The sequence below is a fragment of the Micromonospora chersina genome, from assembly GCF_900091475.1.
GTDB classification, from domain to species: domain Bacteria; phylum Actinomycetota; class Actinomycetes; order Mycobacteriales; family Micromonosporaceae; genus Micromonospora; species Micromonospora chersina.
This window is the reverse complement of sequence record NZ_FMIB01000002.1, coordinates 2,798,033-2,823,622: the sequence shown is the minus strand read 5'-3', so window position 1 is coordinate 2,823,622 and position 25,590 is coordinate 2,798,033. Positions and strand designations below refer to the sequence as shown.

The following is a 25,590-nucleotide window of genomic DNA, read 5'->3' as shown; positions in this document are numbered from 1 at the left end:
ACGTACGTTTTGCTAGGGTGTCGGGGTGCGCCTGCTTCCCGAACCGGGCCCCTCGCGGACCCTCGCCCTCTCCACCCTCATCAACACCGTCGGTCGGGGCACCTGGCTCACCGCCAGCGCGCTCTTCCTCACCCGCTCGGTCGGGCTCACCGTCACCCAGGTCGGCCTCGCGCTCACCATCACGGCGCTCGTGAGCCTGGTGACCAGCACGCCCATGGGCTACCTGGCCGACCGGCTCGGGCCGCGTGGCCTCCAGCTCGCCGCCCTGCTCGCCTCCGCCGGGTTCACCGCCGCGCTCGTGGCGGTCCGCTCCTTCGCCGGGTTCCTGGTGGTCGGGGTGCTCATGGCGGTCGCCGACTCGGCGACCCGGGGCGCCCGGGGCGCGCTCATCGCCGGCGCGGTGCCGCCGGACCAGCGGGTACGCACCCGTGCCTACCTGCGCGCGGTCACCAACGTCGGCATCTCGGTCGGCACCGTGCTGGCCGGATTCGGTCTGGCCGCCGACACCCGGACCGCGTACGTGTCGCTGATCCTGCTCGACTGCGCCACCTACCTGCTGGCCGCGGCGGTGCTGCTCCGGCTGCCGCCCGTGCCGCCGGTGCCGGCGCCCACCCACGGGCCGCGGCTCATCGCCCTGCGGGACCGCCCGTTCCTGGCCTTCACCGTGCTCGACGGGCTGATGTCGATGCACTTCAGCCTCATCAACATCGCCCTGCCGCTGTGGATCGCCGGGCACACCACCGCCCCGCGCTGGCTGATCTCGGCCTGCCTGCTCGTCAACACCGTGGTGGTGGTGCTCTTCCAGGTCCGCGCCTCGCGGGGCACCGAGGACCTCACCGGCGCCGGCCGGGCGGCCCGCCGGGCCGGCGCGGTGATCGCCGTCGCCTGCGCGCTCTTCGCGGCCGGCGGTGGCGTGCCCGTGGCGGTGGCGGTGCCGCTGCTGCTCGCCGGTGCGCTGGTGCACGTGGTGGGGGAGTTGTGGCACGCGGCGGCCGGCTGGGGCATCTCGTTCGGGCTCGCCCCCGCCCACGCGCAGGGCCAGTACCAGGGCGCGTACGGGATGGGCATGCAGCTCGGCTCGATGGTCGCCCCGGTGGTGGTGACCACCCTGGCGGTCGGCTGGGGCGTGCCGGGCTGGCTGCTGCTCGGTGGGCTGTTCCTGGTGCTCGGGGCGCTGGTGCCGCCGGTGGTGCGCTGGGCCGCCCGGACCCGGCCCGCCCTGCCGGAGCCGGCGCCGGTCCCGGTGGGCTGAGCCGCCACTCACCACCGATCGTCCGGCGTCCTCAGGTCGGCCCGCGCGGGGCCGGGTGCATCTGGCAGGCTGGTATCCGTGCTCACGCTTCCGGTACGCCAACTCGGGGAGTCGGAGCGCCGCGCGGTCGAACGGCTGCTCGACCTCGACCCCTACGCCGGCGCGCAGGTCGCCGAGCGGGTGGCGGCGCGCGGGCTGGCCTGGTGGCGGGCCGAGGGGCGGATCCTCGGCTACGGTCCGCGCCGCAACCTGGAGTCGATCTGCTGGCTCGGCGGCAACCTGACCCCGGTGCTCGCCTCGGAGTCGGCGGTGGCCGCCTTCGCCGAGCAGTTGAGCGCCGAGGAGCGGCTCTGCTCGTCGATCGTGGGCCGCGCCGACGCAGTCCTCGGGCTCTGGGACCGCCTCTCCGCCTACTGGGGGCCGGCCCGGGACGTACGCCCGAACCAGCCGCTGCTGGCCACGGACGCGCTGCCCGCCGTGGCGCCCGACCCCGAGGTGCGCCGGGTGCGCAGCGGTGAGGTCGACCGGCTCTTCCCGGCGGCGGTGGCCATGTACACCGAGGAGGTCGGGGTGTCGCCGCTGGCCGAGGACGGCGGGCGCGGCTACCGGCGGCGGGTGGGCGACCTGGTCCGCGCGGGCCGTGCCTACGCCCGGTTCGTGGACGGCAAGGTGATCTTCAAGGCCGAGCTGGCCGTGGTGACCCGCCGCACCGCCCAGGTGCAGGGCGTCTGGGTCGCGCCGGAGTGGCGGGGCCGGGGCATCGCGACCGCGGCCATGGCGGCCGTGGTGCGGGACGCCCTGGAACGCGTGGCGCCCTCGGTCAGCCTCTACGTCAACGACTTCAACAGGCCCGCCCGCCGGGTCTACGAGCGCTGCGGGTTCCGCCCGGTCGGCACGCTCGCCACCGTGCTGTTCTGACCCGACGAACCGGTCGGCATGGCCGGGATCACGTCGCCGCACCTTGCCTCGAACCGGACACCCGACGCTATGCTGGGCATGTTTTTGTACTGACCGGTCAGTTTAGAAGTCGGGGAACGTGCGGATGAAGATCGTCGAGGCCAACGGGCTCGGGCTGCGGACCCGCCGCGGCTGGGTCTACCGGGACGTCGACCTCAGCGCCGAGGCCGGCGAGCTGCACGCCGTCACCGGCCCGCCGGGCAGCGGGCGTACCTCGCTGCTGCTCGCCCTGGCCGGCCGCTTCCCGCACACCCACGGGGAGCTGCGCCGTCGGGGCCCGGCCGCGCTCGGGCAGGTCGCCGGGGTGCACGAGCCAGACCCCACCCTGACCGTCGCCGAGCACATCCAGGAACGGCTGCTGCTGCTCGGGCCGGTGCCGCGCCGCCGTCGCCAGCTCGTCCCGGTCGCCGCCGTGCGGGCCCGGCGGGCCTACCGCCGCGACGCCTTCGCCGCCGCGATCGCCGGGGCCGGCTTCACCGACGCCCCGCTCGACCCCGACCGGTACGGCCGCGACCTCACCCCCGTCGAGCGGCAGGTGCTCGGGCTCGTGCTGGCCAGCCTCAGCGGCCCGAACCTGATCGTCGCCGACGACGTGGACGCCGGCGCCGACGCCCCCGAGCGGGCCTGGATCTGGGCCGCCCTGTCCCGCCTCGCCGACCAGGGGTACGCGGTGGTCGTCAGCGCCCGCGCCGTCGAGCCGGGCGCGACAGCCGTCACCCACCGGATCGGGGACCCCGCCCTGCCGAGCCCCGCCCTCGTCGCCCCCCGCCCCGCCGTGGAGGCGGACCTGACCCCCGAGGTGACCGCATGAGTGTCGTTCGACTCGCGCTGTTCGAGCTGCGCCGGATGACCCGGGGCCGGCTGCCGCGCGCCGCGCTCGCCGTCCTCACCGTCATCCCGCTGCTCTACGGTGCCCTCTACCTCTACGCCTTCTGGGACCCGTACGGGAACCTCGACCGCATCCCGGTCGCCCTGGTCAACGCCGACCGGCCCGCGAAGGCGAGCGACGGCAGCGAGGTGCACGCCGGCCGGGACCTCACCGACGAACTGCTCGACCGGAAGGTCTTCGGCTGGACCGTGACCGACCAGGACGACGCCACCGAAGGGCTCCGCGACGGCCGCTACCACCTGGTCTTCTCGATCCCGGCGGACTTCTCCGCCACCCTGGCGGCCAGCCCCGAGCCGGACCGGCCGGCCCGCCGGGGCGAGCTGAAGGTGGTCAACGACGACGCCACCAACTACCTGTCCGGGCTGCTCGCCCGCTCCGCCTTCAGCGAGATCCGGGCCGCCGCCGCGGAGAGCACCGCCGCGTCGTACTTCGACAAGATGCTCATCGGTTTCACCGACGCCAAGGCCGAGACGGGCCGGGCCGCCGACGGCGCCGGGAAGATCCACGACGGGCTCGGCACCGCCGAGGATGGTGCCGGCCAGCTCGCCGACGGGCTGGGCACCGCCGAGGACGGCGCCGGGCAGCTCGCCGGCGGGCTGGACACCTCGGTGCGGGGCGCGACGAAGCTCGCCACCGGCCTGGACCAGCTCTACACCGGGGCGGCGCAGATCGCCGACGGCGCCAACCGGGCGGCCACCGAGACCCGCGCCGCCGCGAAGCAGGTCGACGCGGCGGCGGACAGGTACGAGCCGCTGCTCCGCAAGAACGCCGGCGACATCCAGCGGGCCGCCACAGTGGTCGCCGAGGGCGCGCAGGCGCTCGCCGACGGCCTCGACGCGCTGCCGGCCCGGGCCGACGAGGTGGTCGGCCAGGCGGAGAAGGTGCGCGACCGGCTCGACGCGCTGGTCGCGGAGCACCCGGAACTCGCCGACGACCCGAACCTGGTCGCCGCCCGCAAGGCCGCCGACCAGGCGGTCACCGCCGCCCGGGCCATGGTCGCCGCGCTGGACAGGACCGACCTCGCCGCGCTCAAGAAGCAGATGACCGAGGTCGCGAAGACCGCCCGCGAGGTCGCCGCCGCCGCGCCGCACCTGGCCGACGACGTCGCCTCGGCGCGGGCCAAGGTCGACCAGCTCGCGAGCGGTCTGACCACCCTGGCGCAGGGCAGCGCCAAGCTGCGCGACGGGCTCGGCGACGCCGCGGACGGCGCCGACCAGCTCCGCGGCGGCCTCTACCGGCTCGCCACCGGCGCCCGGCAGCTCGACGGCGGCCTGGCCCAGCTCAGCAGCGGCAGCAACCGGCTCGCCGACGGGCTGACCAAGCTGGAGGGCGGCGCCGGCGACCTCGCCGACGGGCTCGCCGCCGGGGAGCGGAAGCTGCCCGGGTACGACGACGCGGACAGCCGCTCCGACATCCTCGGCGACCCGGTGGGCCTGATCCGCCACTCCGACCACCCGGCCGGCTCGTACGGGGTCGGCTTCGCCCCGTACTTCCTCGCCCTGGCGCTCTGGGTCGGCGCGATGATCACGTACATGCTGCTGCGGCCGGTGAACCGGCGGCACGTGATGTCCGACGCGCCCGGCTGGCGGGTCGTGCTCGCCGGCTGGCTGCCCGCCGCGGCGATCGGGCTGGCCCAGGTCACGGTGCTCTACACGGTGGTCACCCTGGCCCTCGGCCTCGACCCGCGCCACGGGCCGGCCACCTTCGGGCTGCTCGCGCTCACCTCGCTGGCGTTCACCGCGATCATGCAACTGCTCGGCGTGGCGCTCGGCCCCGCCGGCCGGCTCGCCGCGCTGGCCCTGCTCATGCTCCAGCTCACCTCCTCCGGCGGCACCTACCCGGTCCAGACCTCACCGGGCTTCTTCCAGGCCATCCACCCCTGGCTGCCCATGACGTACGTGGTGGGCGGCCTGCGGCACACCATCAACGGCGGGCCGTCCGGGCCGGTGGTCACCGGCGCTCTGGTGCTGCTCGCCTTCGGGCTGGGCGCCATGACCCTCGCCGTCGGCGCCGCGCGCCGCTCCCGCCGGCTCACCCCGGCCAAGCTGCACCCCGAACTGACCATGTGAGGATGGGCGGGTGACGGACGGACGGACCCGCCGGCGGGAGGACACCCGCCAGCGCCTCTTCGTGGCGGCGGTGGAACTCATCGCCGAGCAGGGCTTCTCGGCCACCACCGTGGACGACATCGCGGCCCGGGCCGGGGTGGCGAAGGGGACCGTCTACTACAACTTCGAGTCCAAGACGGTCCTCTTCGAGGAGCTGCTGCGGCACGGGATCGGCCTGCTCACCGCCGACTTCCGGGCCGCCGTCGACGGGCTGCCGCCGCGCGAGGCGCTGGCCGCGCTGGTCCGCGCCGAGCTGGAGTACATCCGCCGCTACCGCGCCTTCGCCCAGCTCCTGCTCTCCGAGATGTGGCGCACCAACCGCGAGTGGCAGCAGACCCTGCGGCTGCTGCGCGGCGAGGCCATCGAGGTGATCGCGGAGACCGTACGCGCCGGGGTGGCCAGCGGCGACCTCCCCGCCGACCTGGACGTGCGCACCGCCAGCTCGGCGCTGTTCGGCGTCGGGCTCGTGGTGGCCGTGGACTGGCTCGTCTTCCAGCCCGACCGGCCCATCGAGGACGTGCAGGAGGCGCTGCTCGGCATCGTCCGCCGGGTCGCCCAGACGTGACACCGGAGCGGTAAATCGTTTGAGTGGCCAGGCCGGCCGGGTGAGGCTGGGGGAACCGCCCCCACCGACCCGAGTCCGGAGGACTGTCCATGCGCCTGCTCCGCGATCTCCGGGCCACCGCTCCGCGTCGGATGGCGGTCGTCCTGCTGCTGATCCTGCTCGGCGCCGGTGGCCAGGCCGCCGCCTCCGCGCTGGCCGGGCCGGTGCTCGTGCACCGCTCGTTCGGGTGGTTCACGGCGCTGGCCGTGGCGCTTGTCGCGGCCGTGGTCAGCGACCTGCTCATCGGCCTGCTGATGGCCGGTCTCACCGCCGACTGGTCCGCCGACGTCCGCCGCCGGCTCTGCCGGGTCGCGCTCGGGCAGGACCTGCCCACCCTGGAGACCACCCCGGTCGGCGAGCTGCTCGACCGGATCGACAACGACGTCTACCAGGTCGCCGCCGAGATGCGGAACACCGGCGTACGGCTCGTCCAGGGCGTCGCCGTCTGCCTGCTCGCCACGGTCAGCGCGCTTGTCGTCTGGTGGCCGGCCGGCGTCGGGATGATCCTGCTGACCGCCCTGCTCGGGGTGGCGCTGCGCCGCCCCACCGCCCGGATCGCCCCGGCCCGGATGGTCGAGGAGGAGGCCTGGTCCGACCTGGCCGCCGTGATGGAGGAGGCGGTGCACGGCCAGGACGACGTGCGCACCAGCCTGGCCCGCCCGTACGTGCTGCGCCTCTACGCCCGGCGGGCCGCCGAGGTGATCTCCCGGGGTAAGCGGGTGTTCCGGCTGTCCGCCCGGGTCACGGCGCTGGCCGGCGGCGGCGTCCGGGTCGGCATCGCCGCCGTGGTCCTGGCCGGCGCGTGGGCGCTCGCCACCGGCCGGGTCGACGCCGCCCGGCTCACCGCGATCTGGCTGCTCGCCCTGGCCTTCGGCGCGACCGTCGAGCACATCGCCCGCTGGGTGCCGCACCTGCAACAGGCGCTCGGCGCCTGGGCGCGGGTGCAACTGCTCGCCGACTCCCGGCAGGAGCCGAGCGGCGGCGCCGCCCCGATCGACGGGGACCTGACCGTCCAGGGTCTCACCTTCCGCTACGCCACCACCGGCGAGGATCGCGGCCCGGCGCTGCGCGACGTCACGCTCACCTTCGCCCGCGGCCGGTCGTACGCCCTGGTCGGCCGCACCGGATCCGGCAAGTCCACGCTGGCCAAGGTGCTCACCCGGGCCGTGGACGTGCCGCCCCGCACCGTCTTCCTGGGCGACACCGACCTGGTCGACCTCGACGTCGAGGCGCTGCGCCGGTGGATTGCCGTGGTGCCCCAGCGCACCGAGATCCTGGCCGGCACCCTCGCCGAGAACGTCGCCCTCTTCGACCCCGACCTGCTCGACGACGCCACCCGGGCGCTGGAGGAGCTGGGGCTGGCCGGCTGGATCGCCGAACTCCCCGACGGCGTGCACACCCGGCTCGGCGAGGGCGGGCACGTGCTCTCCGCCGGGCAGGAACAGCTCGTGGCGTTCGCCCGGATCCTGGTCCGCGACCCGCACGTGGTGATCCTCGACGAGGCCACCGCCCGGCTCGACCCGGTCACCGAGAACCGGGTACGCCAGGCCACCGAACGGCTGCTCACCGACCGGATCGGCATCGTCATCGCGCACCGGCTCTCCTCGGTGCGCCGCTGCGACGAGGTCGTCGTGATGGCCGACGGGGCGGTGCTGGAGGCCGGCCCGCTGCGCGAGTCGGCCCGGTTCGCCGAACTGCTCGCCACCAGCCACGCCAGCGCCTACGCGGGCGCCGGCGCCCGCCGCGGCGGGGTGGACCTGCTGGACGGCCCCGACGGGTGGCCCGACGAGCCGGCCGCGCCGCCCGAGCCGGCCACCGTGCCGCGCCAGGTCGCGGTGCCGCGTACCGACCCGCCGCCGCTGCCCGCCCCGCCGCCCGCGCGGACCCTTCGGGAGATTCTCCGGCTGGGCACGAACGACCCGCGGTACGGGCTGGTCTCCGTCTGCCTGTTCATCGTGATGACGCTGCTCGGGCTGGACGGCTCGGTGCTGCCGTGGCTCTGGGCCGAGGTGGTCGGCGGGGGAGACCCGTGGCTGCCGGCGCTCGGCATCGTCGCCGCCCTGCTGGTGGTGCTGCCGCTGCCGTACCTGACCAACCTGTGGTTCCCGCAGTGGTGGATCCGGCAGATGCTGCGGATCAGCGCGCGGCTGGTGCACGGGCAGACCGGGGCCCGCCGGGTCAGCGGGCACACCCCGGCCGAGGTGGTGGCCCAGGGCGGCGACACCGACCGGGTGGTGCAGCTCGCCGACAACCTGATGGACCAGTTCATCTCCCTGGCCCTCGTGCTCACCATGACCCTGGTGACCGGCAGCTTCGTACCCGCGCTGTTCTTCGTCGGGACCATGGTGGTCTCCGGGCTGGCGGCCACCCTGTTCGGGCCCCGCCTGGAGCGCACGGCCGCCGGCACCGTCAAGGCCCGCGCCGCCTTCGCCACCGCACTGGTGTCCTCGCTCTCCGCCGCCCGTACGGTGAAGCTGGCCGGCGCCACCCGCCCGGTGCTGCACCACCTCGCGACGCTGGACACCGTGCGCAGCGACCGGCAGCGCCGGGAGATCGCCATGCAGGTGTGGGCCCGGTCCACCCCGTCGATCGCCAGCGGGCTGCTGCCGATCGGGGCCTGGGCGCTCTACCTGGCCGGCGGCCTCTCCGCCGGCGCCACACTTGTCGCGGTCTCCACGCTCGGCGCGGCCCGCTGGTTCGCCTGGACCACCGCGTCGCTTGTCTCGCACTACCCGTCGGCCCGGGTGTGGACCCGGCGGACCGTGGCGATGACCGGGGAGGCCACCTACTCGGCCACGGTGCCCGGCCTGGACCTGGCCGCCGGCACCGCCCCGGCGCCCGAGCCCCCGCCCCGGCACCCGCTGCGCCGGCTGGAGCTGACCGGCTTCGGCGCGCTGCACTCCGACGGCACCCTGGCCGTCCGGGACGTCGACCTGACCGTCGAACGCGGGCAGTTGGTGCTGGTGGTGGGGCCGGTCGGCGCGGGGAAGTCGTCGCTGCTGCGGGCCCTCGCCGGGATCGTGCACCACACCGGCACCCTGCGCTGGAACGGCGAGCCGGTCACCGAGCCGGAGCTGTTCCTCCGCCCCAACCAGGTCGGGTACGTGGGCCAGCTGCCCCGGGTGCTCTCCGGCACGGTGGCCGACAACATCGCGCTCGGGCACCAGGTGGACGCCGCCGGCGCGGTGTCGACCGCCCAGCTCGACCACGACCTGGCGGCGGCCGGGGGCGGGCTCGGCCTGCTCATCGGGCACAAGGGCACCCGGCTGTCCGGCGGCCAGCTCCAGCGGCTGGCGCTGGCCCGGGCGCTCGCGCCGCGTACCGAGCTGCTGGTCGCCGACGACGTCTCGTCCGCGCTGGACGTGACGACGGAGCTGGCGCTCTGGGCCGCGCTGCGCGAGCACGGGGTGACAGTGGTCGGCTCGACCGCGAAGCGGGCCGCGCTGGTCCGCGCGGACCACGTGGTGGTCCTGGTCGACGGCACGGTGGCGGCCCAGGGCCCCTGGCACGACCTGGAACCCCGCTGGGGCCACCTGGCGGGCTGACGGCCGGCCGTTCCGGTCCGCCCTGCGCCGCCCCGCCCGCGCGGGCGGGGCGGCGCCCGTCAGAAGGCGCGGGTGTACTGGTTGGGCCAGGTGGCCGTGGGGGTCAGTTTGGCGGCGGCGCGGTGGGGCCAGTAGGGGTCGCGGAGGAGTTCGCGGCCCAGGAGGACCAGGTCGGCCTCGCCGCCGGCGACGATCTGCTCGGCCTGCTCGGGCTCGACGATCAGGCCGACGGCGCCGGTCAGCACGCCCGCGTCGCGGCGGATCCGGGCGGCCAGGGGCACCTGGTAGCCCGGCCCGATCGGGATGCTCGCCGCGGTCGAGGCGCCGCCGGAGGAGGCGTCCACCAGGTCCACGCCGGCGGCGGCCAGCTCGCCGGCGAGCACCACGCTGTCCTCGACGGTCCAGCCGCCGTCCACCCAGTCGGTGGCGGAGATCCGGGTGAGCACCGGCACGCCCTCGCCGACCGCGGCGCGGACCGCGCGGGCCACCTCCAGGGTCAGCCGCATCCGGCCGGCCCGGTCGCCGCCGTAGCCGTCGGTGCGACGGTTGGTGAGTGGGGAGAGGAACTCGTGCAGCAGGTAGCCGTGCGCGGCGTGGATCTCCACGGCGGCGAAGCCGGCGTCGAGGGCCCGGCGGGCGGCGGTGGCGAACGCCTCGACCACCCCGGCGATGCCCGCCTCGTCCAGCGCGGCCGGCGTGCGGTAGTCCGGCAGGAACGGCTCGGCGCCGGGGCCGACAGGGGTCCAGCCCCCCTCGGTGTCGGGCACGCCGCCCCGGTGCCCGGCCCACGGCCGGTACGTCGACGCCTTGAACCCGGCGTGCGCGAGCTGCACTGCCGGCACCGAACCCTGCGCGGCGATGAACGCGGTGATGGGTCGCCACGCCTCGGCGTGCGCGTCGGACCAGAGCCCGGTGTCCTGCGGGCTGATCCGGCCCTCGGGCACCACGGCGGTCGCCTCCGTGATGATCAGGCCGGCGCCGCCGACCGCGCGGGAGCCGAGGTGGACGCGATGCCAGTCGGTGGGCAGGCCGTCGGGGCCGGCGCTGTACTGGCACATCGGGGCGAGCGCCACCCGGTTGGGCAGGGTGACGGCGCGCAGGGTCAGCGGGGTGAACAGGGCACTCATGGGGTGATCCTCCAATGACGGAGGAGGGCCCCGTTCGGGGCCCTCCTCGATCAGTCAGGTCAGGCGGGGACGGGTGCGAGCCGCTCCGCCGGACGGTCGGCCTCGTCCGGGTCGACCAGGTCGCGCTTGCCGGCCGAGTCGTACGCGGTGCGGTCGAGGGTGCCCTCGCGGGCGGCCACGACGGTCGGCACCAGGGCCTGGCCGGCCACGTTGGTGGCGGTGCGGATCATGTCGAGGATCGGGTCGATGGCCAGCAGCAGGCCGGCGCCGGCCAGCGGCAGGCCCAGCGTGCTGAGGGTCAGCGTGAGCATGACGATCGCGCCGGTCAGGCCGGCCGTGGCGGCCGAGCCGACCACCGAGACGAAGGCGATCAGCAGGTAGTCGGTGACGCCCAGGTGCACCCCGAAGACCTGCGCCACGAAGATCGCGGCGAGGGCCGGGTAGATGGCGGCGCAGCCGTCCATCTTCGTGGTGGCGCCGAACGGCACGGCGAAGGAGGCGTACTCGCGGGGGACGCCGAGGCGCTCGACCGAACGCTGGGTCACCGGCATGGTGCCCACCGAGGAGCGGGACACGAAGGCCAGCTCGATGGCGGGCCAGGCGCCGGCGAAGAAGCGCAGCGGGTTGAGCCGGCCGGCGGCCACGAGCACCAGCGGGTAGACCACGAACAGCACGATGGCGCAGCCGACGTAGACGGCGGTGGTGAACTTCGCGAGCGGGGCCAGCAGGTCCCAGCCGTACGAGGCGACGGCGTTGCCGATGAGGCCGAGGGTGCCGATGGGGGCGAGCCGGATGACCCACCAGAGCGCCTTCTGCACGATGGCCAGCACCGAGCGGTTGAGGGTCACGAACGGCTCGGCGGCCTCGCCGATGAGCAGCGCCGCGGCGCCGACCACCAGGGCGAGGAAGACGATCTGGAGGACGTTGCCCTCGACGAACGCGCCGACCGGGTTGGTCGGCACGATGCCGGTGAGGAAGTCGGTCCAGGAGCCGGTCTTCTTCGGCGCGGTGGCGCCGGCCACGTCGAGGGTGACGCCCTTGCCGGGGTTGGTGAGCAGGCCGAGGCCGATGCCGATGCTCACCGCGATCAGCGCGGTGATGCCGAACCAGAGCAGCGTCTTGAGCGCCAGCCGGGCGGCGTTGGCCACGCCGCGGAGGCTGACCACGCTGACCACGATGGCGGTGAAGACCAGCGGCGGCACGGCCAGCTTGAGCAGCTGGACGAAGAGGCCGCCGACGGTGTCGAGGGTGCTGGTCAGCCAGGCGAGGTCGTTGGCGCGGGCGAGGAAGCCGAGCGCCACGCCGAGGACGAGGCCGAGCAGGATCTGCACGGAGAAGGGGAACTTGCGCAGGGCGGAAGCCATGGGGATCTGTCCAAGGTCTGGGTGGGGTGAACGGGCAGCGTCAGGAGAGCGGCTGCGCCGGACAGATGCCGCTGGCCTGCCGTCGGAGGTCGACGTACAGGCGCACGGTGAGGTGCCAGACGTTGGTCATCGCCTGGCGACGCTACTCCCAGCCGGCTCCCAGGTGGAAGGAGCGGTATGCGTGACGCTCCTTACAGGGACCGATCCGCGCCGTTCGTCACGATCGGCGGTGCGCCAGGCCCAGCACGGCGGCGGTGACCAGCCCCCACCCGGCGGCCACCGCGAGCAGCAGCCGCTCCAGCACCCCGACCAGGCCACCCCGCCCGACCAGCAGCATCGCCAGCCCGACCGCACCGGACAGCGGCAGCGCCAGTGCCGCGCCCACCCCGGCGACCCGGCGCAGCGCCCGGCCCGCCGCCGGATGCCGCACCAACGCCAGCATGGCGAAGACCACCGCGGCGGTGGCCGCGATGCTCGCGCCGCCGTGCACCAGGTCGGCCACCGTGGCGGCCTCGAACGGCGGCAGCGGGCAGCCGGTGGAGCAGGCCACCGCCCCGGAGAGCGCCGTGCCGGCGGCGCCGGCCACCAGCAGCCCGGCCGCGGCCCGCAGCGCCGGGGGCAGCGCCGCGGCGAGCAGCAGCAGCGCCGCCGCCAGGGCGAACACCCCGATCCGGTACGCCCCGGCGTACCCGCTGTCGGTGACCCCGGCCTCGCTGACGTACCCGGTCAGACCCGGACCGGGACCGGCGGCCACGGCGACCGTCACGGCGACCGCCCCGGCCACGACGCAGCCGGCCGCGGCGGACGCGGCGGCGGCCCGGAGGACGCCGGCGTCAGCCACGCCCGTGCGGCGTGGTCCAGCCGGACAGGTCGGGACCGAGCGGCACGATCCGGGTCGGGTTGATCATCTCGTGGGTGGCGTAGTAGTGCCGCTTGATGTGGTCGAAGTCCACCGTCTCGCCGAAGCCCGGGGTCTGGAACAGGTCCCGGGCGTACGCCCACAGCACCGGCATTTCGGTGAGCTTCTGCCGGTTGCACTTGAAGTGCCCGTGGTACGCCACGTCGAAGCGGACCAGCGTGGTGAACAGGCGCACGTCCGCCTCGGTGATCCGCTCGCCCATCAGGTAGCGCCGCCCGGACAGCCGCCCCGACAGCACGTCCAGCCGGGCGAACAGCGCGGTGTACGCCTCGTCGTACGCCTCCTGCGAGGTGGCGAAGCCGCACCGGTAGACGCCGTTGTTGACGTCCCGGTGGATCTCCGCCATGAGCGCGTCCATCTCCGGCCGCAGCTCGACCGGGTAGAGGTCCGGCGCACCCGGCTTGTGGAACCGCCGCCACTCGGTGGAGAGGTCGAGGGTGAGCTGCGGGTAGTCGTTGGTGACCACCCGGCCGGTAAGCGTGTCGACAAGGGCCGGCACGGTCACCCGGCCGGTGTAGTCGGGGTCGGTGGCCAGGTACGCGTCGCTGAGGTAGCCGATCCCGAGCACCGGGTCGAAGCCGTCCTGGTCGAGGCTGAACCGCCAGCCCCGCTCGTCCCGGATCGGGTCGACCGTGCCCAGCGAGATCACCTCGTCGAGGCCGAGCAGGCCGCGCACGATCCGGGCCCGGTGCGCCCACGGGCAGGCCCGGCACCAGATGAGCCGGTAGCGGCCCGCCTCCAGCGGCCAGCGGCCCTGGTCGTCGGGGCCGCCGCCCTCGGGCGAGGTGGAGTGCGGGGTGACCCGACCGGTGAACCGGTTGGGCTGGCGGACGAACGCGCCGCCGCCGGAGTTCTCTGCGCTGAACTGGGCCCGGGCCATGCGGCCAACCTATCCGTTCCGGGCGCGGATATCCTGGCGCCGGGCGTCCCCGTGACCCGGCGGGCGACCCGCCACCCCCGCCCACCCCCCGAAGGATTGAGCGCCGATGACCGTCGCATACCTCGTGGCCGGTGTCCGCACCCCGATCGGCCGGTACGCCGGCGCCCTGGCCGGGGTACGCCCCGACGACCTGGCCGCGCACGTGATCCGCGAGCTCGTCGCCCGCCACCCCTCGGTGGACTGGGCCCGCACCGACGACGTGATCCTGGGCTGCGCCAACCAGGCCGGCGAGGACAACCGCAACGTGGCCCGGATGGCCGCGCTGCTCGGTGGGCTGCCCGAGGAGGTGCCGGGCAGCACTGTCAACCGGCTCTGCGGCTCGGGCCTGGACGCCCTCGCCACGGCCGCCCGGGCGATCGTGGCCGGGGAGGCCGACCTGCTGGTCGCCGGCGGGGTGGAGAGCATGAGCCGGGCGCCCTTCGTGATGCCGAAGGCCACGGCCGCGTTCGCCCGCGCCGCCGAGGTCTACGACACCACCATCGGCTGGCGGCTGGTGAACCCGCTCATGAAGAAGGGGTGGGGCATCGACTCGATGCCGGAGACGGCGGAGAACGTCGCCGCGGACTTCGGCGTCGACCGCGCCGCGCAGGACGAGTTCGCGTTCCGCTCGCAGCAGCGCGCCGCCAAGGCGCAGGCCGACGGCCGGCTGGCCGAGGAGATCGTGCCGGTGACCGTGCCGGCCGGCAAGCGGGAGACGAAGCTGGTCGAGGCCGACGAGCACCCCCGGGAGACCTCGCTGGAGAAGCTCGCCGCCCTGCCCACCCCGTTCCGCGAAGGCGGCACGGTGACCGCCGGCAACTCCTCCGGCGTCAACGACGGCGCGGTGGCCCTGCTGGTCGCCTCCGCGGCGGCCGTCGAGCGGTACGGCCTCACCCCGCTGGCCCGGGTCACCGGATCGGCGGCGGCCGGCGTGCCGCCGCGGATCATGGGCGTCGGCCCGGTCCCGGCCACCCGCAAGCTGCTCGACCGGCAGGGCCTCGGCCTGGCCGACCTCGACGTGATCGAGCTGAACGAGGCGTTCGCCGCCCAGTCGGTGGCGGTGCTGCGCGAGCTGGGGCTGCCCGAGGACGCCGAGCACGTCAACCCGAACGGCGGGGCCATCGCGCTGGGCCACCCCCTCGGCGCCAGCGGCGCCCGGCTCGCCCTCACCGCCGCGCTGGAGCTGCGCCGGCGGGGCGGGCGGCGGGCCCTGGCGACCATGTGCATCGGCGTCGGGCAGGGCATCTCGCTGCTGCTGGAGTCGGCCGACTGACGCGGCAGGTCCCGGGAAGCGTCGACTGTGGATCTCCCGTTCCTGGGAGCGCGCGCATAGAGTGGTGTGGACCACACCATGCCGCGGGGTCGGCCCGGTCGCCGGGCGCCCGCGCACCGCGGCGACGACCTGGGGGACCGAGCGAATGCAGACGCCGGACGGACTTCCCGCCGAGATCGACCTGACCCGGCCGAGCGCGGCCCGGGTCTACGACTACTTCCTCGGCGGCGCGCACAACTTCGAGATCGACCGGCAGCTCGCCGAGCAGATCGCCGCCATGACACCGAACCTGGCGGCCACCATGCGCTCCGGGCGGGAGTTCCTGCGCCGGGCCGTCCGGGTGCTGCTCGACGCCGGCATCGACCAGTTCCTCGACATCGGCTCGGGGATTCCCACCGTCGGCAACGTGCACGAGGTCGCCCAGGCGGCCAACCCGGAGGCCCGGATCGTGTACGTCGACATCGACCCGGTCGCCGTGGCGCACAGCCGGGAACTGCTCGCCGGCAACGACCGGGCCACCGCGATCCTGGCCGACCTGCGGGAGCCGAAGCTGATCCTGGACCAGGCCCGGGCCAGCGGCCTGATCGACTTCGACCGCCCGGTCGGCATCCTGCTCGCCGGGGTGGTGCACTTCATCCCCGACGAGGACCGGCCCGGCGACATCCTGGCCACCCTGCGGGCCGCCGCGGCGCCCGGCAGCTTCCTGGTCATCTCGCACTCGACCTTCGAGGACCAGCCGCAGGAGATGCTCGACGCGCAGCGACTGTCGGCGCGCACCGCCACCGAGATCACCCTGCGCTCGCGGGCCGAGATCACCGGCTACTTCGGCGACTGGACGGTCCTCGACCCGGGGGTCGTGCACATGCCGCTCTGGCGGCCCGACTCGCCGTCCGACGTGGACGAGCACCCCGAGCGGTTCGGTGCGTTCGGCGGCGTCGCCCGGCACGACCGCACCGCCGGCTGAGCCGACATGCGCGCCCCGGACCCCGACGGGGGCGACGTCAGCCGGCCGGGCGCCGCGGCGTACGCCGCCGAGTGGGCCCGGGCGGTGCGGCGCATCGGTTTCGTGCCGCTGAGCGCGGCCGAGACCGAGCGGCTGCTGCTGGCACACACGGTCCGCCTCGGCCGGGCCCTGCTCGCCCCGGCGTTCTCCGCCCAGCCGGCGGAGAACGTCGGGCGGGCCCTGGTCGAGGCGCACCTCACCGAGCCCGGGGTGCTCGACTGGTCGGTGCAGGCCCTCGGTGACCGCCTCCTGCCCTGGGTGCTGCCCACCATGGTGGAGGCGCCCGAGGTGCGGGAGCGGATCGCCGCCATGCAGGGCGCGTTCGCCGCCGGCTTCAGCCGGGCGCTGCGCGACCGGGTGTTCAGCCAGCAGGAGCGGATCGCCCGCTCGGCCTGGCAGGCGCGCGACGCGGTGGAGCAGGCGCTGCGCGACAGCGAGGCCCGGTTCCGCGCCGTGTTCACCGGGGCGGCCATCGGCATCGGCATCGCCGGGGTGGACGGGCGGATCATCGAGGTCAACCAGTCGTTCGCGGACATGCTCGGCTACACGATGGCCGAGCTGCGTGAGATCAATGTGGACGGGCTGTTCCACCCGGACGACGCCGCCGGGATGTGGGAGCTGTACCAGGAGCTGATCGAGGGCAAGCGGGACAGCGCCCGGGTGGAGAAGCGCTACTACCGCAAGGACGGCAGCGTGGTCTGGACCGATCTCGCCGTGTCGCTGATCCGCCACGACGACGGCCGTCCCCGGTTCACCGTGGCCATGATCGAGGACATCACCGAGCGCTACCAGCTCCAGCAGCGGCTGCGCTTCCAGGCGCTGCACGACCCGCTCACCGGCCTGCCCAACCGCACGCTCTTCTTCGAGACGCTCGGCCAGGTCTTCGACACCGCCGAGCCGGAGCAGCGGATCGGGCTCTGCTTCATCGACCTGGACGGCTTCAAGGCGATCAACGACAGCCTCGGCCACGACCTCGGCGACCGGCTGCTCAAGGTGATCGCCCGGCGGCTGGCCGACTGCGTGTCCGGCCGCGGCCACCTGGTGGCCCGGATGGGCGGCGACGAGTTCGTCATCCTTGTCGACTCCGACGGCGGCCTCGACGACGCCGTGGAGGTGGCCGAGCTGGCCCTGGCCGCGGTCTCCGCCCCGGTGCACGTCGGCGACCAGCAGCTCGCCGTCTCGGCCAGCATCGGCATCGTGGAGTGCCCGGCCGCCGAGACCAGCGTGTCCGACCTCATGAAGGCCGCCGACACCACGCTCTACTGGGCCAAGGCCGAGGGGCGGGGCCGCTGGGCGGTCTACGACCCGGAGCGCAGCGCCGCCGACATCGCCCGCTCCGCGCTGGCCGCCAACCTGCCCGCCGCGCTGGACCGGGGCGAGTTCGTGCTGCACTACCAGCCGATCGTCTCGCTGCTCGACGGCACGATGGTGGCGGTGGAGGCGCTGGTCCGCTGGCAGCACCCGGAGCTGGGGCTGATCGGCCCGGACCGGTTCATCGGGCTGGCCGAGGAGACCGGCCTGATCGTCCGGCTCGGCGCCTGGGTGCTCCGGCAGGCGTGCCGGGACGCGGAGAGCTGGCGGCGGGCGTACCCGGAGGCGCGGCTGGTGGTCAGCGTGAACCTGGCCGCCCGGCAGGCCGACGACCCGGCCATCGTGGAGACCGTCGCCGAGGCGTTGCAGCGCACCGGGCTCCCCGCCGAGCTGCTGCAACTGGAGCTGACCGAGAGTGCCGTGATGGGCACCGCAGGGGAGCCGCTGCGCGCCCTGCACCAGCTTGCCGACCTCGGGATCCGGCTGGCCATCGACGACTTCGGCACCGGCTACTCGAACCTCGCGTACCTGCGGCGGCTGCCGATCCAGTGCCTCAAGCTGGCCGGCCCGTTCGTCGAGGGGATCCGGGCCGACGGGGCGGACGCGGTCGCCGACCACCGCGACGAGCGGATCGTGGACGCGCTGGTCCGGCTGGCCCATGCGCTGGAGCTGTGGGTGACCGCCGAGGCGGTGGAGACCGAGGTGCAGGCCGAGCGGCTGCGGTCGCTGCGCTGCGACACCGGGCAGGGCCGCTGGTTCGGCCCCCCGGTGCCCGCCGCCGACATCCGCACCCGGCTGGCCGCCGCGGCGGCACCCCGTCGGGACGCCTCCGGTGACGCGGGGTTGCCCGCCCACCTGCCGGAACAGCGAGCCGGGCGGGCGCAGGCCCGTGCCGCCGGGGAGGAGACGCGGTGAGCCTGAGCGACTCGCAGGCCGTGGTGTCGGTGGTGGCCGCGCTGGCCATCGTGGCCGGGCTGGCCGGGGTGGTGGTGCCCGGGCTGCCGGCGCTGCCGCTGTGCTGGGGCGGCGTGCTGGTGTGGGCGCTCTTCGGCGACGCCGGCCCGGGCCGCTGGGCGGTGCTGGCCGCCGCCACCGTGGTCGCCCTCGGCGGCGTCGTGGTCAAGTACCTCTGGCCGGGGCGGAACCTGAAGCGGACCGGGGTGCCCACCTCGTCGCTGCTGGCCGGCGGGCTGCTCGGCCTGGTGGGCTTCTTCGTCATCCCGGTGGTCGGCCTGCCCATCGGTTTCATCGGCGGGATCTGGGGCGCCGAACGGCTGCGGCTGGGCAGCAACCAGCTCGCCTGGCCGGCCACCGTGCAGGCGCTCAAGGCGGCCGGGCTGTCCATGCTTGTCGAGTTCCTGGCCGGCCTGGTCATCGCCGTGCTCTGGGTGGCCGGGCTGCTGTTCGCCTGAGGCCAGCGCGTGGGTCTGCGGCTACGCTCCGCCGCCGTGGTGCAGCCACTGCCGCAGGTCTGCCGGGGCCAGTGCGGCCAGCCGGCGCTGGTAGTGGGCCTCGTCGGCCTCGGTGAGGAGCTGCCGCCACTGCCCTGAGGAGCCGCTGCGGAAGAAGCGGCCGTTGTCGGAGAAGAGGCCGAGCCCTTCGTCCGGCGCGAGCTGACCTGCCCGCTGCCGCATGTCACCGAAGGTCGCTGCACGGACCAGTTCCGGCCAGCGCGATTCGGGCACGTCGACGCCGAGTCGGGCGGCGACCAGCCGCATCTGACCGGCCAGGTCCCGGGAGAGGTCGGCGTAGTGCAGCAGCACCACCTGGCTGTCGTCGCGACGCGACCAGGCGTCGGCCAGGTGCCGGACCGTCTCACGCAGGTCCTGGTCGATCCACTCCAGCACCCGGAGCCGCGGGTCGCTCGGGCGTGGCGGCCGGGGCCCCTCGTGTGTCGGTCCGGCCACGGCGAGGAGACGCGCAAGGACCGAACCGTCCAGGTTGGCCCGGTGGTGGCTCATCGACACGGCGACGTCGCGCGGGTCGCGCCCCACCACCACCACCAGGTCGTGCCGCACTTGGACGGCGTGCTCACCACGATGTCGTCCGGCCGGAACGCGAAACCGTCCCACCGGCTGCTGTCGGTGAGGCCGGTGCGGTACCGGGCACGCGGAGCGGCCATCGCCGCACGATAGCGGAGGAGGCGGCGGCGCGGGGCGTCCGGGGGTACGGCGAACCGCCGTACTTCAGTGAGAGAGAGGTGGACGCCGCGCGCCGCCGCGCACCGGGCGTTGCCGAGCGCCCGGCGGTGGCCCGTCGCGATCGGGCCTGGTCACGGGCTCAAGGATGCCCCGGAACGGTCTGGCGCGGCAACGCAATTAGCCGTGCCGGCCGTGAGATTCCCACGGCTGCCGTATTGACCGCCTTGATCGGCGGGATCACACTTTGCCCACTCGCACCGGGGAACCCACCTCGAGGAGGTGTGCAGTGGCCACGACGCCCGCGCCGACCGCCGAGCAACCGATGGACGACGACGCCCGACGGCTCGCCGAACTCGGCTACAAGCAGGAACTCCACCGCAAGTGGAGCGGCTTCTCCAACTTCGCCATCTCGTTCTCGATCATCTCGATCCTGGCCGGCTGCTTCACCACCTTCGGCCAGGCGTGGAACAACGGCGGTCCGGTCGCCATCTCCTGGGGCTGGCCGCTGATCTCACTGTTCATTCTGATCATCGGCTTCTGCCTGGCCGAGCTGGTCTCGGCCTACCCGACCGCCGGCGGTATCTACTGGTGGGCCGCCACCATGGGACGGCCGGTGCACGGCTGGTTCACCGGCTGGCTCAACCTCATCGGCCTGGTGGCGGTGACCGCCTCGGTCGACTACGGCTGCGCCACCTTCCTCAACCTCACCCTCTCCGCGCTCTTCGACGGCTGGGCCGGCACCGCGCACCAGACCTTCGGGCTGTTCGTGGTGATCCTCGCCCTGCACGGGCTCATCAACATCTACGGGCACCACGTCATCGACGTACTCCAGAACGTCTCGGTCTGGTGGCACGTGGCCGGCGCGGCCGCGGTGGTGCTCATCCTGGTCCTGGTCCCCGACGACCACCAGAGCTTCAGGTTCGTCTTCACCGAGCGGTTCAACAACTCCGGCTTCGGCGACGGCGACACCGGCGGGCTCACCTTCTGGTTCTACGTGCTGCCGCTGGGCTTCCTGCTCACCCAGTACACGATCACCGGCTTCGACGCCTGCGCGCACGTCTCCGAGGAGACCCGGGGTGCCTCGAAAGCCGCCGCTCAGGGACTCTGGCGGTCGATCTTCTACTCGGCGGTGGGCGGCTGGATCCTGCTGCTCGCCTTCCTCTTCGCGGCCACCGACGTGGACGCGATCAACTCGGCGGGCGGCTTCTCCGGCGCGATCTTCGAGTCCGCGCTGACGCCGTTCTTCTTCAAGGCCGTCATCATCATCTCCACGATCGGCCAGTTCTTCTGCGGGATGAGCTGCGTGACCTCGATGTCCCGGATGGCGTACGCGTTCAGCCGGGACCGCGCGGTCCCGGGCTGGCGGCTCTGGTCCCGGGTGGATCGCAACGGCACCCCGGTCAACGCGATCATCGGGGCCACCCTGGCCGGGCTGGTGCTCACCCTGCCCGCGCTCTACCAGAAGGCCGGCGTGCCTGTCGCGTTCTACGCGGTGGTCTCGGTCGCGGTGATCGGGCTGTACCTGTCCTTCCTCATCCCGATCTTCCTGCGGCTGCGGATGGCGGACCGGTTCGTGCCGGGGCCGTGGACGCTGGGCCGCAGGTACCGGCTGCTCGGCTGGATCGCGGTGATCGAGATCGCGATCATCTCCGTCTACTTCGTGCTGCCCATCGTGCCGGCCGGCGTGCCGGGCAACGCGGAGTTCAGCTGGACCGCGGTGAACTACGCACCGCTCGCCATCGGCGGGGTGCTGCTCGGCGTGGCCATCTGGTGGTACGCCTCGGCCCGGAAGTGGTTCACCGGCCCCCGCCGTACCGTGGACGTTCCGGCGCAGCGCCCCGCCGCGGACGCCGCACCCGCCGACGACCCGGCCTGAACCACCCCTCGTACGCCGGCGGGGGCCCGCACTTTGCGGGCCCCCGCCACCGAATCGGGAGCAGTTGTGTCACCCGTCACCGCCGCGCTGTTCACCTGGCCGCTCGGGGACGACGCGGTCCTGATACCGCGCACGGCCGCGATCGCGGAGGCACACCTGGCCCTCGTAGAGGCCAACTACCAGCGGCTCGCCCGGTGGTTCCCGGACGCGTTCCAGGAGCCGCCGACCCTGGAAGGGGTTCGCGCGAACCTCGAACGGGCCGGCCAGGCGTGGCAGGAAGGTTCGCTGCTCCCGCTGTCCATCGCGGTGCCGGCGGAGGGCGGCTGGCGCCTGGTCGGCTGGGTCCAGCTGGTGATCGACAGTCCCGCGCGGTCGGGTGAGGTGGGCTACTGGCTCGACGCCGGCCACGTGGGGAGGGGACTGGTCACCCGGGCGGTCACGGCCGTGCTCGACCACGCGTTCGGGCCGCTGGGCCTCGAACGGATCGGGCTGCCGACCACCGTCGACAACACCCGCAGCCGCAGCGTTGCCGAGCGCCTGGGGTTCACCCAGGAGGCCGTCCTGCGCGGGGCGGCGGCCTTCCCCGACGAACGACGTGATCTCGTGGTCTACGGCCTCCTGGCACACGAGTGGCACCGGCTGCCCGGACACCCCGGCGGGTCCGGCCAAGCGATCAGGAATCAAGAAGCGACGAGGATGCCGGCGGGCCTAGCCTTTTCCCAGGCAGCCGGCAGGACGCCGGGCCGGATCAGCGAGAGGGAGCCCAGAATGTCCGCGAAGAACGCCACGACCGTGTCCGATGGTTTCAGCGCCGAGGAGCGCGCCGCCATGAAGGAGCGCGCCGCCGAGCTGCGCGCCGAGGGCAAGAAGGGCGCCAAGAAGGCCGACGACCTCCAGGCGGTCCTCGACCGGATCGCGCAGATGGCGCCGGACGACCGGGCGCTCGCCGAGCGCGTGCACGCGACCGTGACCGCTGCCGCCCCGCAGCTCTCGCCGAAGACCTGGTACGGGATGCCCGCCTACGCGAACGCCGACGGCAAGATCGTCTTCTTCTTCCAGGACTCGGGCAAGTTCAACTACCGGTACTCGACCCTGGGCTTCCAGGACCCGGCCAACCTCGACGAGGGGGACATGTGGCCGGTCGCGTACGCGCTCCAGAAGTGGAGCCCCGCCGTGGAGAAGAAGGTCGTCGCGCTCGTGAAGGCCGCGGTCTCCTGACCCGACGCGGGTAACCGCGGGCCCTCCCGGCATCTATTGTGCGGGCATGTCGATCACCGACCGGGATCTGGTCATCGAGGCGGCGGCAGCCGGGGCCGCGGTCGTGCGCTCGCACTACGGGACGTCGCTGACCCGCTTCGGGAAGTCCGCCGGAGACTTCGCCACGACGGCCGACATCGAAGCGGAGAAGGCCATCCTCGACGTCCTGCGGGCCGCCCGGCCGGACGACCTCGTGCTGGCGGAGGAGAGCGGGCGCACGGGCACCGGCGGGAACGGCCGCACCTGGCTCGTGGACCCGCTGTGCGGGACGTTGAACTATGCCGTACGGAGCATGCTGGTCTCGGTAAACGTCGCGCTGCGCACCGGGACGCAGGTCGTCGTGGCCGCCTCGGCGGACCCGTTCGCCGACGAGGTGTTCTGGACCGACGGCGCCGGTGCCCACGTGCGTCGCGGCGGGGTGGACGAGCCACTCGCGCCGTCGGCCGAGTCGGGGCTGGTGGACGTCAATCTCGATCCACCGTTCCCCAACGAGCGCGTCTTCCGGGCCGCCCGGCTACTCGCCGACCCGCGGTTCATCGAGCGGTTCCGACCCCGTGTCGTCTCCACCACCCTGGCGGTGGCCTGGGTCGCCGCCGGCCGGCGCGCCGCGTACGTGACCGACGGCCACCTGCGCGACAGCGTCCACTTCGCGGCCGGCATCGCGCTCTGTGCGGCAGCCGGCTGTGTGGTGACCGGCATCGACGGCCAGCCCCCGCACACCGGCGCGGGCGGTCTGGTCGTGGCCGCCGACGAGCGGACCCACGCCGCCCTGCTGGCCCTTGTCGAGAGCCAGCGTGCCGGACAGGACTGAGCCTTCTCCGCAGCTCCCCTGCGGTGACGCGGAGCAGCCCTTGGCCGGCGGGCGCCTGACGGCCGGCGTGGTGCGTGTCGGTGACACGGTGCGTCGCCCGGCCTCGCCCGCGTCGGAATTCGTGGCGCGGCTGCTGGCCCATCTCGCCGGAAAGGGCTTCGACGGCTGCCCTCGACATCTGGGACGGGACCAGCTCGGCCGCGACATGTTGTCGTTCGTGCCCGGCCATGTTCCGCCACGATGGCAGCGCTTCACCGACGATCAGGTGTGCCGGGCAGCGAGGTTGCTACGACGACTCCACGACGCCACGCGTGACCTCGCGCCGGCACTCGGCGGTGAGGTGATCTGTCATCACGACCCCGGCCCGAACAACACGGTGTTCCGGGACGGACAGCCGGTCGCGTTCATCGACTTCGACTTCGCGGCACCCGGCGACCCGTTGGAGGACGTGAGCTATCTGGCCTGGTCCTGGTGCGTCTCGTCACGGCCGGACCGGGGACCGGTGACGGAACAGGCCCGCCAGGTCCGGGCTCTGGCCGACGCCTATGGCCTGGGTCCGGCCCACCGCGAGCGCCTGCCAGCCGCGATCGGCGATCGTCTACGCCGCAACGAGGCGTTCTGGCGGGACGTCCAGGACGACCCGGCCGCGTCGGTCCCTCGCGCACGCTCCGCCGAACTGGTCGCGTGGACACGACGCGAACTCGCCTACATCGAGGCCAGTCGGGAGGTCTTCGTCGCCGCGCTCTCCGCACCAGGACGCCTGCCGACTGACCGTTGCGTTTGCCGAGGTGTCCGGAACGGGCATTGACGGTGATCCGGTTCTGCCAGTAGACCTTGGTGATGGAGGCGCGCCGATGAGGAAAGCTCCGCTCACGCTGGAACAGTTGCGCGTCGCGGTCGCCGAGCGCGAGATCGACACGGTGGTGCTCGCGCTGACCGACATGCAGGGCCGCCTCCAGGGCAAACGCTTCCACGCCCCGTACTTCCTCGACCAGGTGGTCGCGCACGGCAGCGAGGGCTGCAACTACCTGCTGGCCGTGGACGTCGACATGAACACCGTCGACGGGTACGCCATGTCGAGCTGGGAACGCGGCTACGGCGACTTCGCCATGCGGCCCGACCTGGACACCCTGCGCCGGGTGCCCTGGCAGCCCGGCACCGCGATGCTCCTGGCCGACCTGGAGTGGCTGGACGGCTCCGGCCCGGTGGTCGCGTCGCCCCGGCAGATCCTGCGCCGCCAGCTCGACCGGCTGGCCGCACACGGGCTGACCGCGTACGCCGGCACCGAGCTGGAGTTCGTGCTGTTCCGCGACTCGTACGAGGAGGCGTGGCGGCGCGGCTACCGCGACCTGACCCCGGCCAACCAGTACAACGTGGACTACTCGCTGCTGGGCACCGCCCGGGTGGAGCCGCTGCTGCGCCGGATCCGCAACCAGATGGCCGGCGCGGGGCTGGTCCCGGAGAGCGCCAAGGGCGAGTGCAACCTCGGGCAGCACGAGATCGCCTTCCGCTACGACGAGGCGGTGGCCTGCGCCGACCACCACGTCATCTACAAGAACGGGGCGAAGGAGATCGCCGCCCAGGAGGGCATGTCGATCACCTTCATGGCCAAGCCGAACGCGCGGGAGGGCAACTCCTGCCACATCCACTTCTCGCTGCGCGACGCCGACGGCCGCTCGGCCATGCTCGGCGACGGGCCGGCGCACCTGTCGGTCACAGGGCAGCGGGTGCTGGCCGGGCTGCTCGCCACCATGCGCGAGTTCAGCCTCCTCTTCGCCCCCAACATCAACTCCTACAAGCGCTACCAGCCCGGCTCGTTCGCCCCGACCGCGCTGCGCTGGGGCACCGACAACCGCACCTGCGCGCTGCGGCTGGTCGGGCACGGCCAGGGGATGCGGGTGGAGAACCGGGTGCCGGGCGCGGACGTCAACCCGTACCTGGCGATCGCCGCGCTGGTGGCCGGCGCGGTGCACGGCATCGAGCGGGAGCTGGAACTGGGCGAGGAGTGCGGCGGCAACGCGTACGACGACGGGGACGCCGAGCGGGTGCCCGGGACGCTCCGGGACGCCCTCACCCTCTGGGAGTCCTCGGCGACGGCGAGGGACGCCTTCGGGGACGAGGTGGTCGCCCACTACGCCAACAACGCGCGGGTGGAGCTGGCCGCCTTCGACGCCGCCGTCACCGACTGGGAGCTGACCCGTGGCTTCGAGCGCCTCTGACCTTGCGCTCCCCGT

The 25,590-nt window shown here is 73.9% G+C and carries 19 protein-coding genes and 1 pseudogene; 15 read left to right on the top strand and 5 right to left on the bottom strand.

Translation table 11 applies throughout. The features are described from left to right. Positions 1-25: 25 nt before the first annotated feature. From GA0070603_RS12775 to GA0070603_RS12750, 6 genes are all read left to right on the top strand, one after another. Positions 26-1,252 (top strand): MFS transporter, encoded by a 1,227-nt coding sequence (locus GA0070603_RS12775; protein ID WP_091312308.1) that lies wholly within the window; start codon positions 26-28, stop codon positions 1,250-1,252. 78 nt (positions 1,253-1,330) lie between these two features. Further along, on the top strand, positions 1,331-2,170 hold the full coding sequence (locus GA0070603_RS12770; protein WP_091312305.1) for a GNAT family N-acetyltransferase: 840 nt from the start codon (positions 1,331-1,333) through the stop codon (positions 2,168-2,170). Between the two features lie 124 nt (positions 2,171-2,294). Continuing rightward, positions 2,295-3,020, top strand: a complete 726-nt coding sequence (locus GA0070603_RS12765) for an ATP-binding cassette domain-containing protein (RefSeq protein WP_091312302.1) — start codon at positions 2,295-2,297, stop codon at positions 3,018-3,020. After that, complete coding sequence (locus GA0070603_RS12760) at positions 3,017-5,167, top strand: YhgE/Pip domain-containing protein (protein WP_091312299.1); 2,151 nt, start codon at positions 3,017-3,019, stop codon at positions 5,165-5,167. Before GA0070603_RS12765 ends, GA0070603_RS12760 begins: the two co-directional genes overlap by 4 nt. Positions 5,168-5,177: 10 nt before the next feature. After that, entirely contained in the window at positions 5,178-5,771 is a 594-nt protein-coding gene (locus GA0070603_RS12755; RefSeq protein ID WP_091312296.1) for a TetR/AcrR family transcriptional regulator, read from the top strand. An 89-nt stretch (positions 5,772-5,860) separates the two neighbouring features. Continuing rightward, a complete protein-coding gene (locus GA0070603_RS12750; RefSeq protein ID WP_091312293.1) occupies positions 5,861-9,355 on the top strand; it encodes an ATP-binding cassette domain-containing protein in 3,495 nt (1,164 codons plus the stop codon). Between the two features lie 59 nt (positions 9,356-9,414). Here GA0070603_RS12750 and GA0070603_RS12745 read toward each other — a convergent pair whose 3' ends face one another. The 4 genes from GA0070603_RS12745 to GA0070603_RS12730 all read right to left on the bottom strand — a co-directional run bounded on the left by GA0070603_RS12745 (position 9,415) and on the right by GA0070603_RS12730 (position 13,645). Next, positions 9,415-10,482 carry an NADH:flavin oxidoreductase/NADH oxidase gene (locus GA0070603_RS12745; RefSeq protein WP_091312291.1) on the bottom strand — a complete coding sequence of 356 codons (1,068 nt, stop codon included), beginning with the start codon at positions 10,480-10,482 and terminating at the stop codon, positions 9,415-9,417. Positions 10,483-10,541: 59 nt separating this feature from the next. After that, positions 10,542-11,834 (bottom strand): dicarboxylate/amino acid:cation symporter, encoded by a 1,293-nt coding sequence (locus tag GA0070603_RS12740; protein ID WP_208863035.1) that lies wholly within the window; start codon positions 11,832-11,834, stop codon positions 10,542-10,544. 229 nt (positions 11,835-12,063) lie between these two features. Continuing rightward, on the bottom strand, positions 12,064-12,687 hold the full coding sequence (locus tag GA0070603_RS12735) for a DUF998 domain-containing protein (protein ID WP_091312285.1): 624 nt from the start codon (positions 12,685-12,687) through the stop codon (positions 12,064-12,066). Then, a complete protein-coding gene (locus tag GA0070603_RS12730) occupies positions 12,680-13,645 on the bottom strand; it encodes a glutathione S-transferase family protein (protein WP_091312281.1) in 966 nt (321 codons plus the stop codon). Before GA0070603_RS12730 ends, GA0070603_RS12735 begins: the two co-directional genes overlap by 8 nt. 106 nt (positions 13,646-13,751) lie before the next feature. Between GA0070603_RS12730 and pcaF the strand changes: the two genes are divergently transcribed. From pcaF to GA0070603_RS12710, 4 genes and pseudogenes are all read left to right on the top strand, one after another. Then, the gene (pcaF, locus tag GA0070603_RS12725; protein ID WP_091312278.1) at positions 13,752-14,957 is read left to right on the top strand and encodes a 3-oxoadipyl-CoA thiolase; all 1,206 of its coding nucleotides are present in this window, start codon (positions 13,752-13,754) and stop codon (positions 14,955-14,957) included. Positions 14,958-15,102: 145 nt separating this feature from the next. Next, the gene (locus GA0070603_RS12720) at positions 15,103-15,921 is read left to right on the top strand and encodes an SAM-dependent methyltransferase (RefSeq protein ID WP_091312276.1); all 819 of its coding nucleotides are present in this window, start codon (positions 15,103-15,105) and stop codon (positions 15,919-15,921) included. Positions 15,922-15,927: 6 nt separating this feature from the next. Next, positions 15,928-18,069, top strand: a pseudogene (locus GA0070603_RS12715) (putative bifunctional diguanylate cyclase/phosphodiesterase); the annotation flags it as partial. 113 nt (positions 18,070-18,182) lie between these two features. Then, complete coding sequence (locus tag GA0070603_RS12710; RefSeq protein ID WP_091312273.1) at positions 18,183-18,683, top strand: DUF456 domain-containing protein; 501 nt, start codon at positions 18,183-18,185, stop codon at positions 18,681-18,683. A gap of 21 nt (positions 18,684-18,704) precedes the next feature. Here GA0070603_RS12710 and GA0070603_RS12705 read toward each other — a convergent pair whose 3' ends face one another. Further along, on the bottom strand, positions 18,705-19,289 hold the full coding sequence (locus GA0070603_RS12705; protein WP_244282512.1) for a sulfotransferase domain-containing protein: 585 nt from the start codon (positions 19,287-19,289) through the stop codon (positions 18,705-18,707). 409 nt (positions 19,290-19,698) lie between these two features. Between GA0070603_RS12705 and GA0070603_RS12700 the strand changes: the two genes are divergently transcribed. From GA0070603_RS12700 to GA0070603_RS12680, 5 genes are all read left to right on the top strand, one after another. Continuing rightward, complete coding sequence (locus GA0070603_RS12700; protein WP_091312269.1) at positions 19,699-21,288, top strand: amino acid permease; 1,590 nt, start codon at positions 19,699-19,701, stop codon at positions 21,286-21,288. A 66-nt stretch (positions 21,289-21,354) separates the two neighbouring features. Next, a complete protein-coding gene (locus GA0070603_RS32630; RefSeq protein WP_167544541.1) occupies positions 21,355-22,506 on the top strand; it encodes a GNAT family N-acetyltransferase in 1,152 nt (383 codons plus the stop codon). Positions 22,507-22,552: 46 nt separating this feature from the next. Further along, positions 22,553-23,356 (top strand): inositol monophosphatase family protein, encoded by an 804-nt coding sequence (locus GA0070603_RS12690; RefSeq protein ID WP_091312260.1) that lies wholly within the window; start codon positions 22,553-22,555, stop codon positions 23,354-23,356. A gap of 40 nt (positions 23,357-23,396) precedes the next feature. After that, complete coding sequence (locus GA0070603_RS12685; protein ID WP_208862870.1) at positions 23,397-24,164, top strand: phosphotransferase family protein; 768 nt, start codon at positions 23,397-23,399, stop codon at positions 24,162-24,164. 46 nt (positions 24,165-24,210) lie between these two features. After that, positions 24,211-25,575, top strand: a complete 1,365-nt coding sequence (locus GA0070603_RS12680) for a glutamine synthetase family protein (protein ID WP_091312253.1) — start codon at positions 24,211-24,213, stop codon at positions 25,573-25,575. The last annotated feature ends 15 nt before the right edge of the window (positions 25,576-25,590 follow it).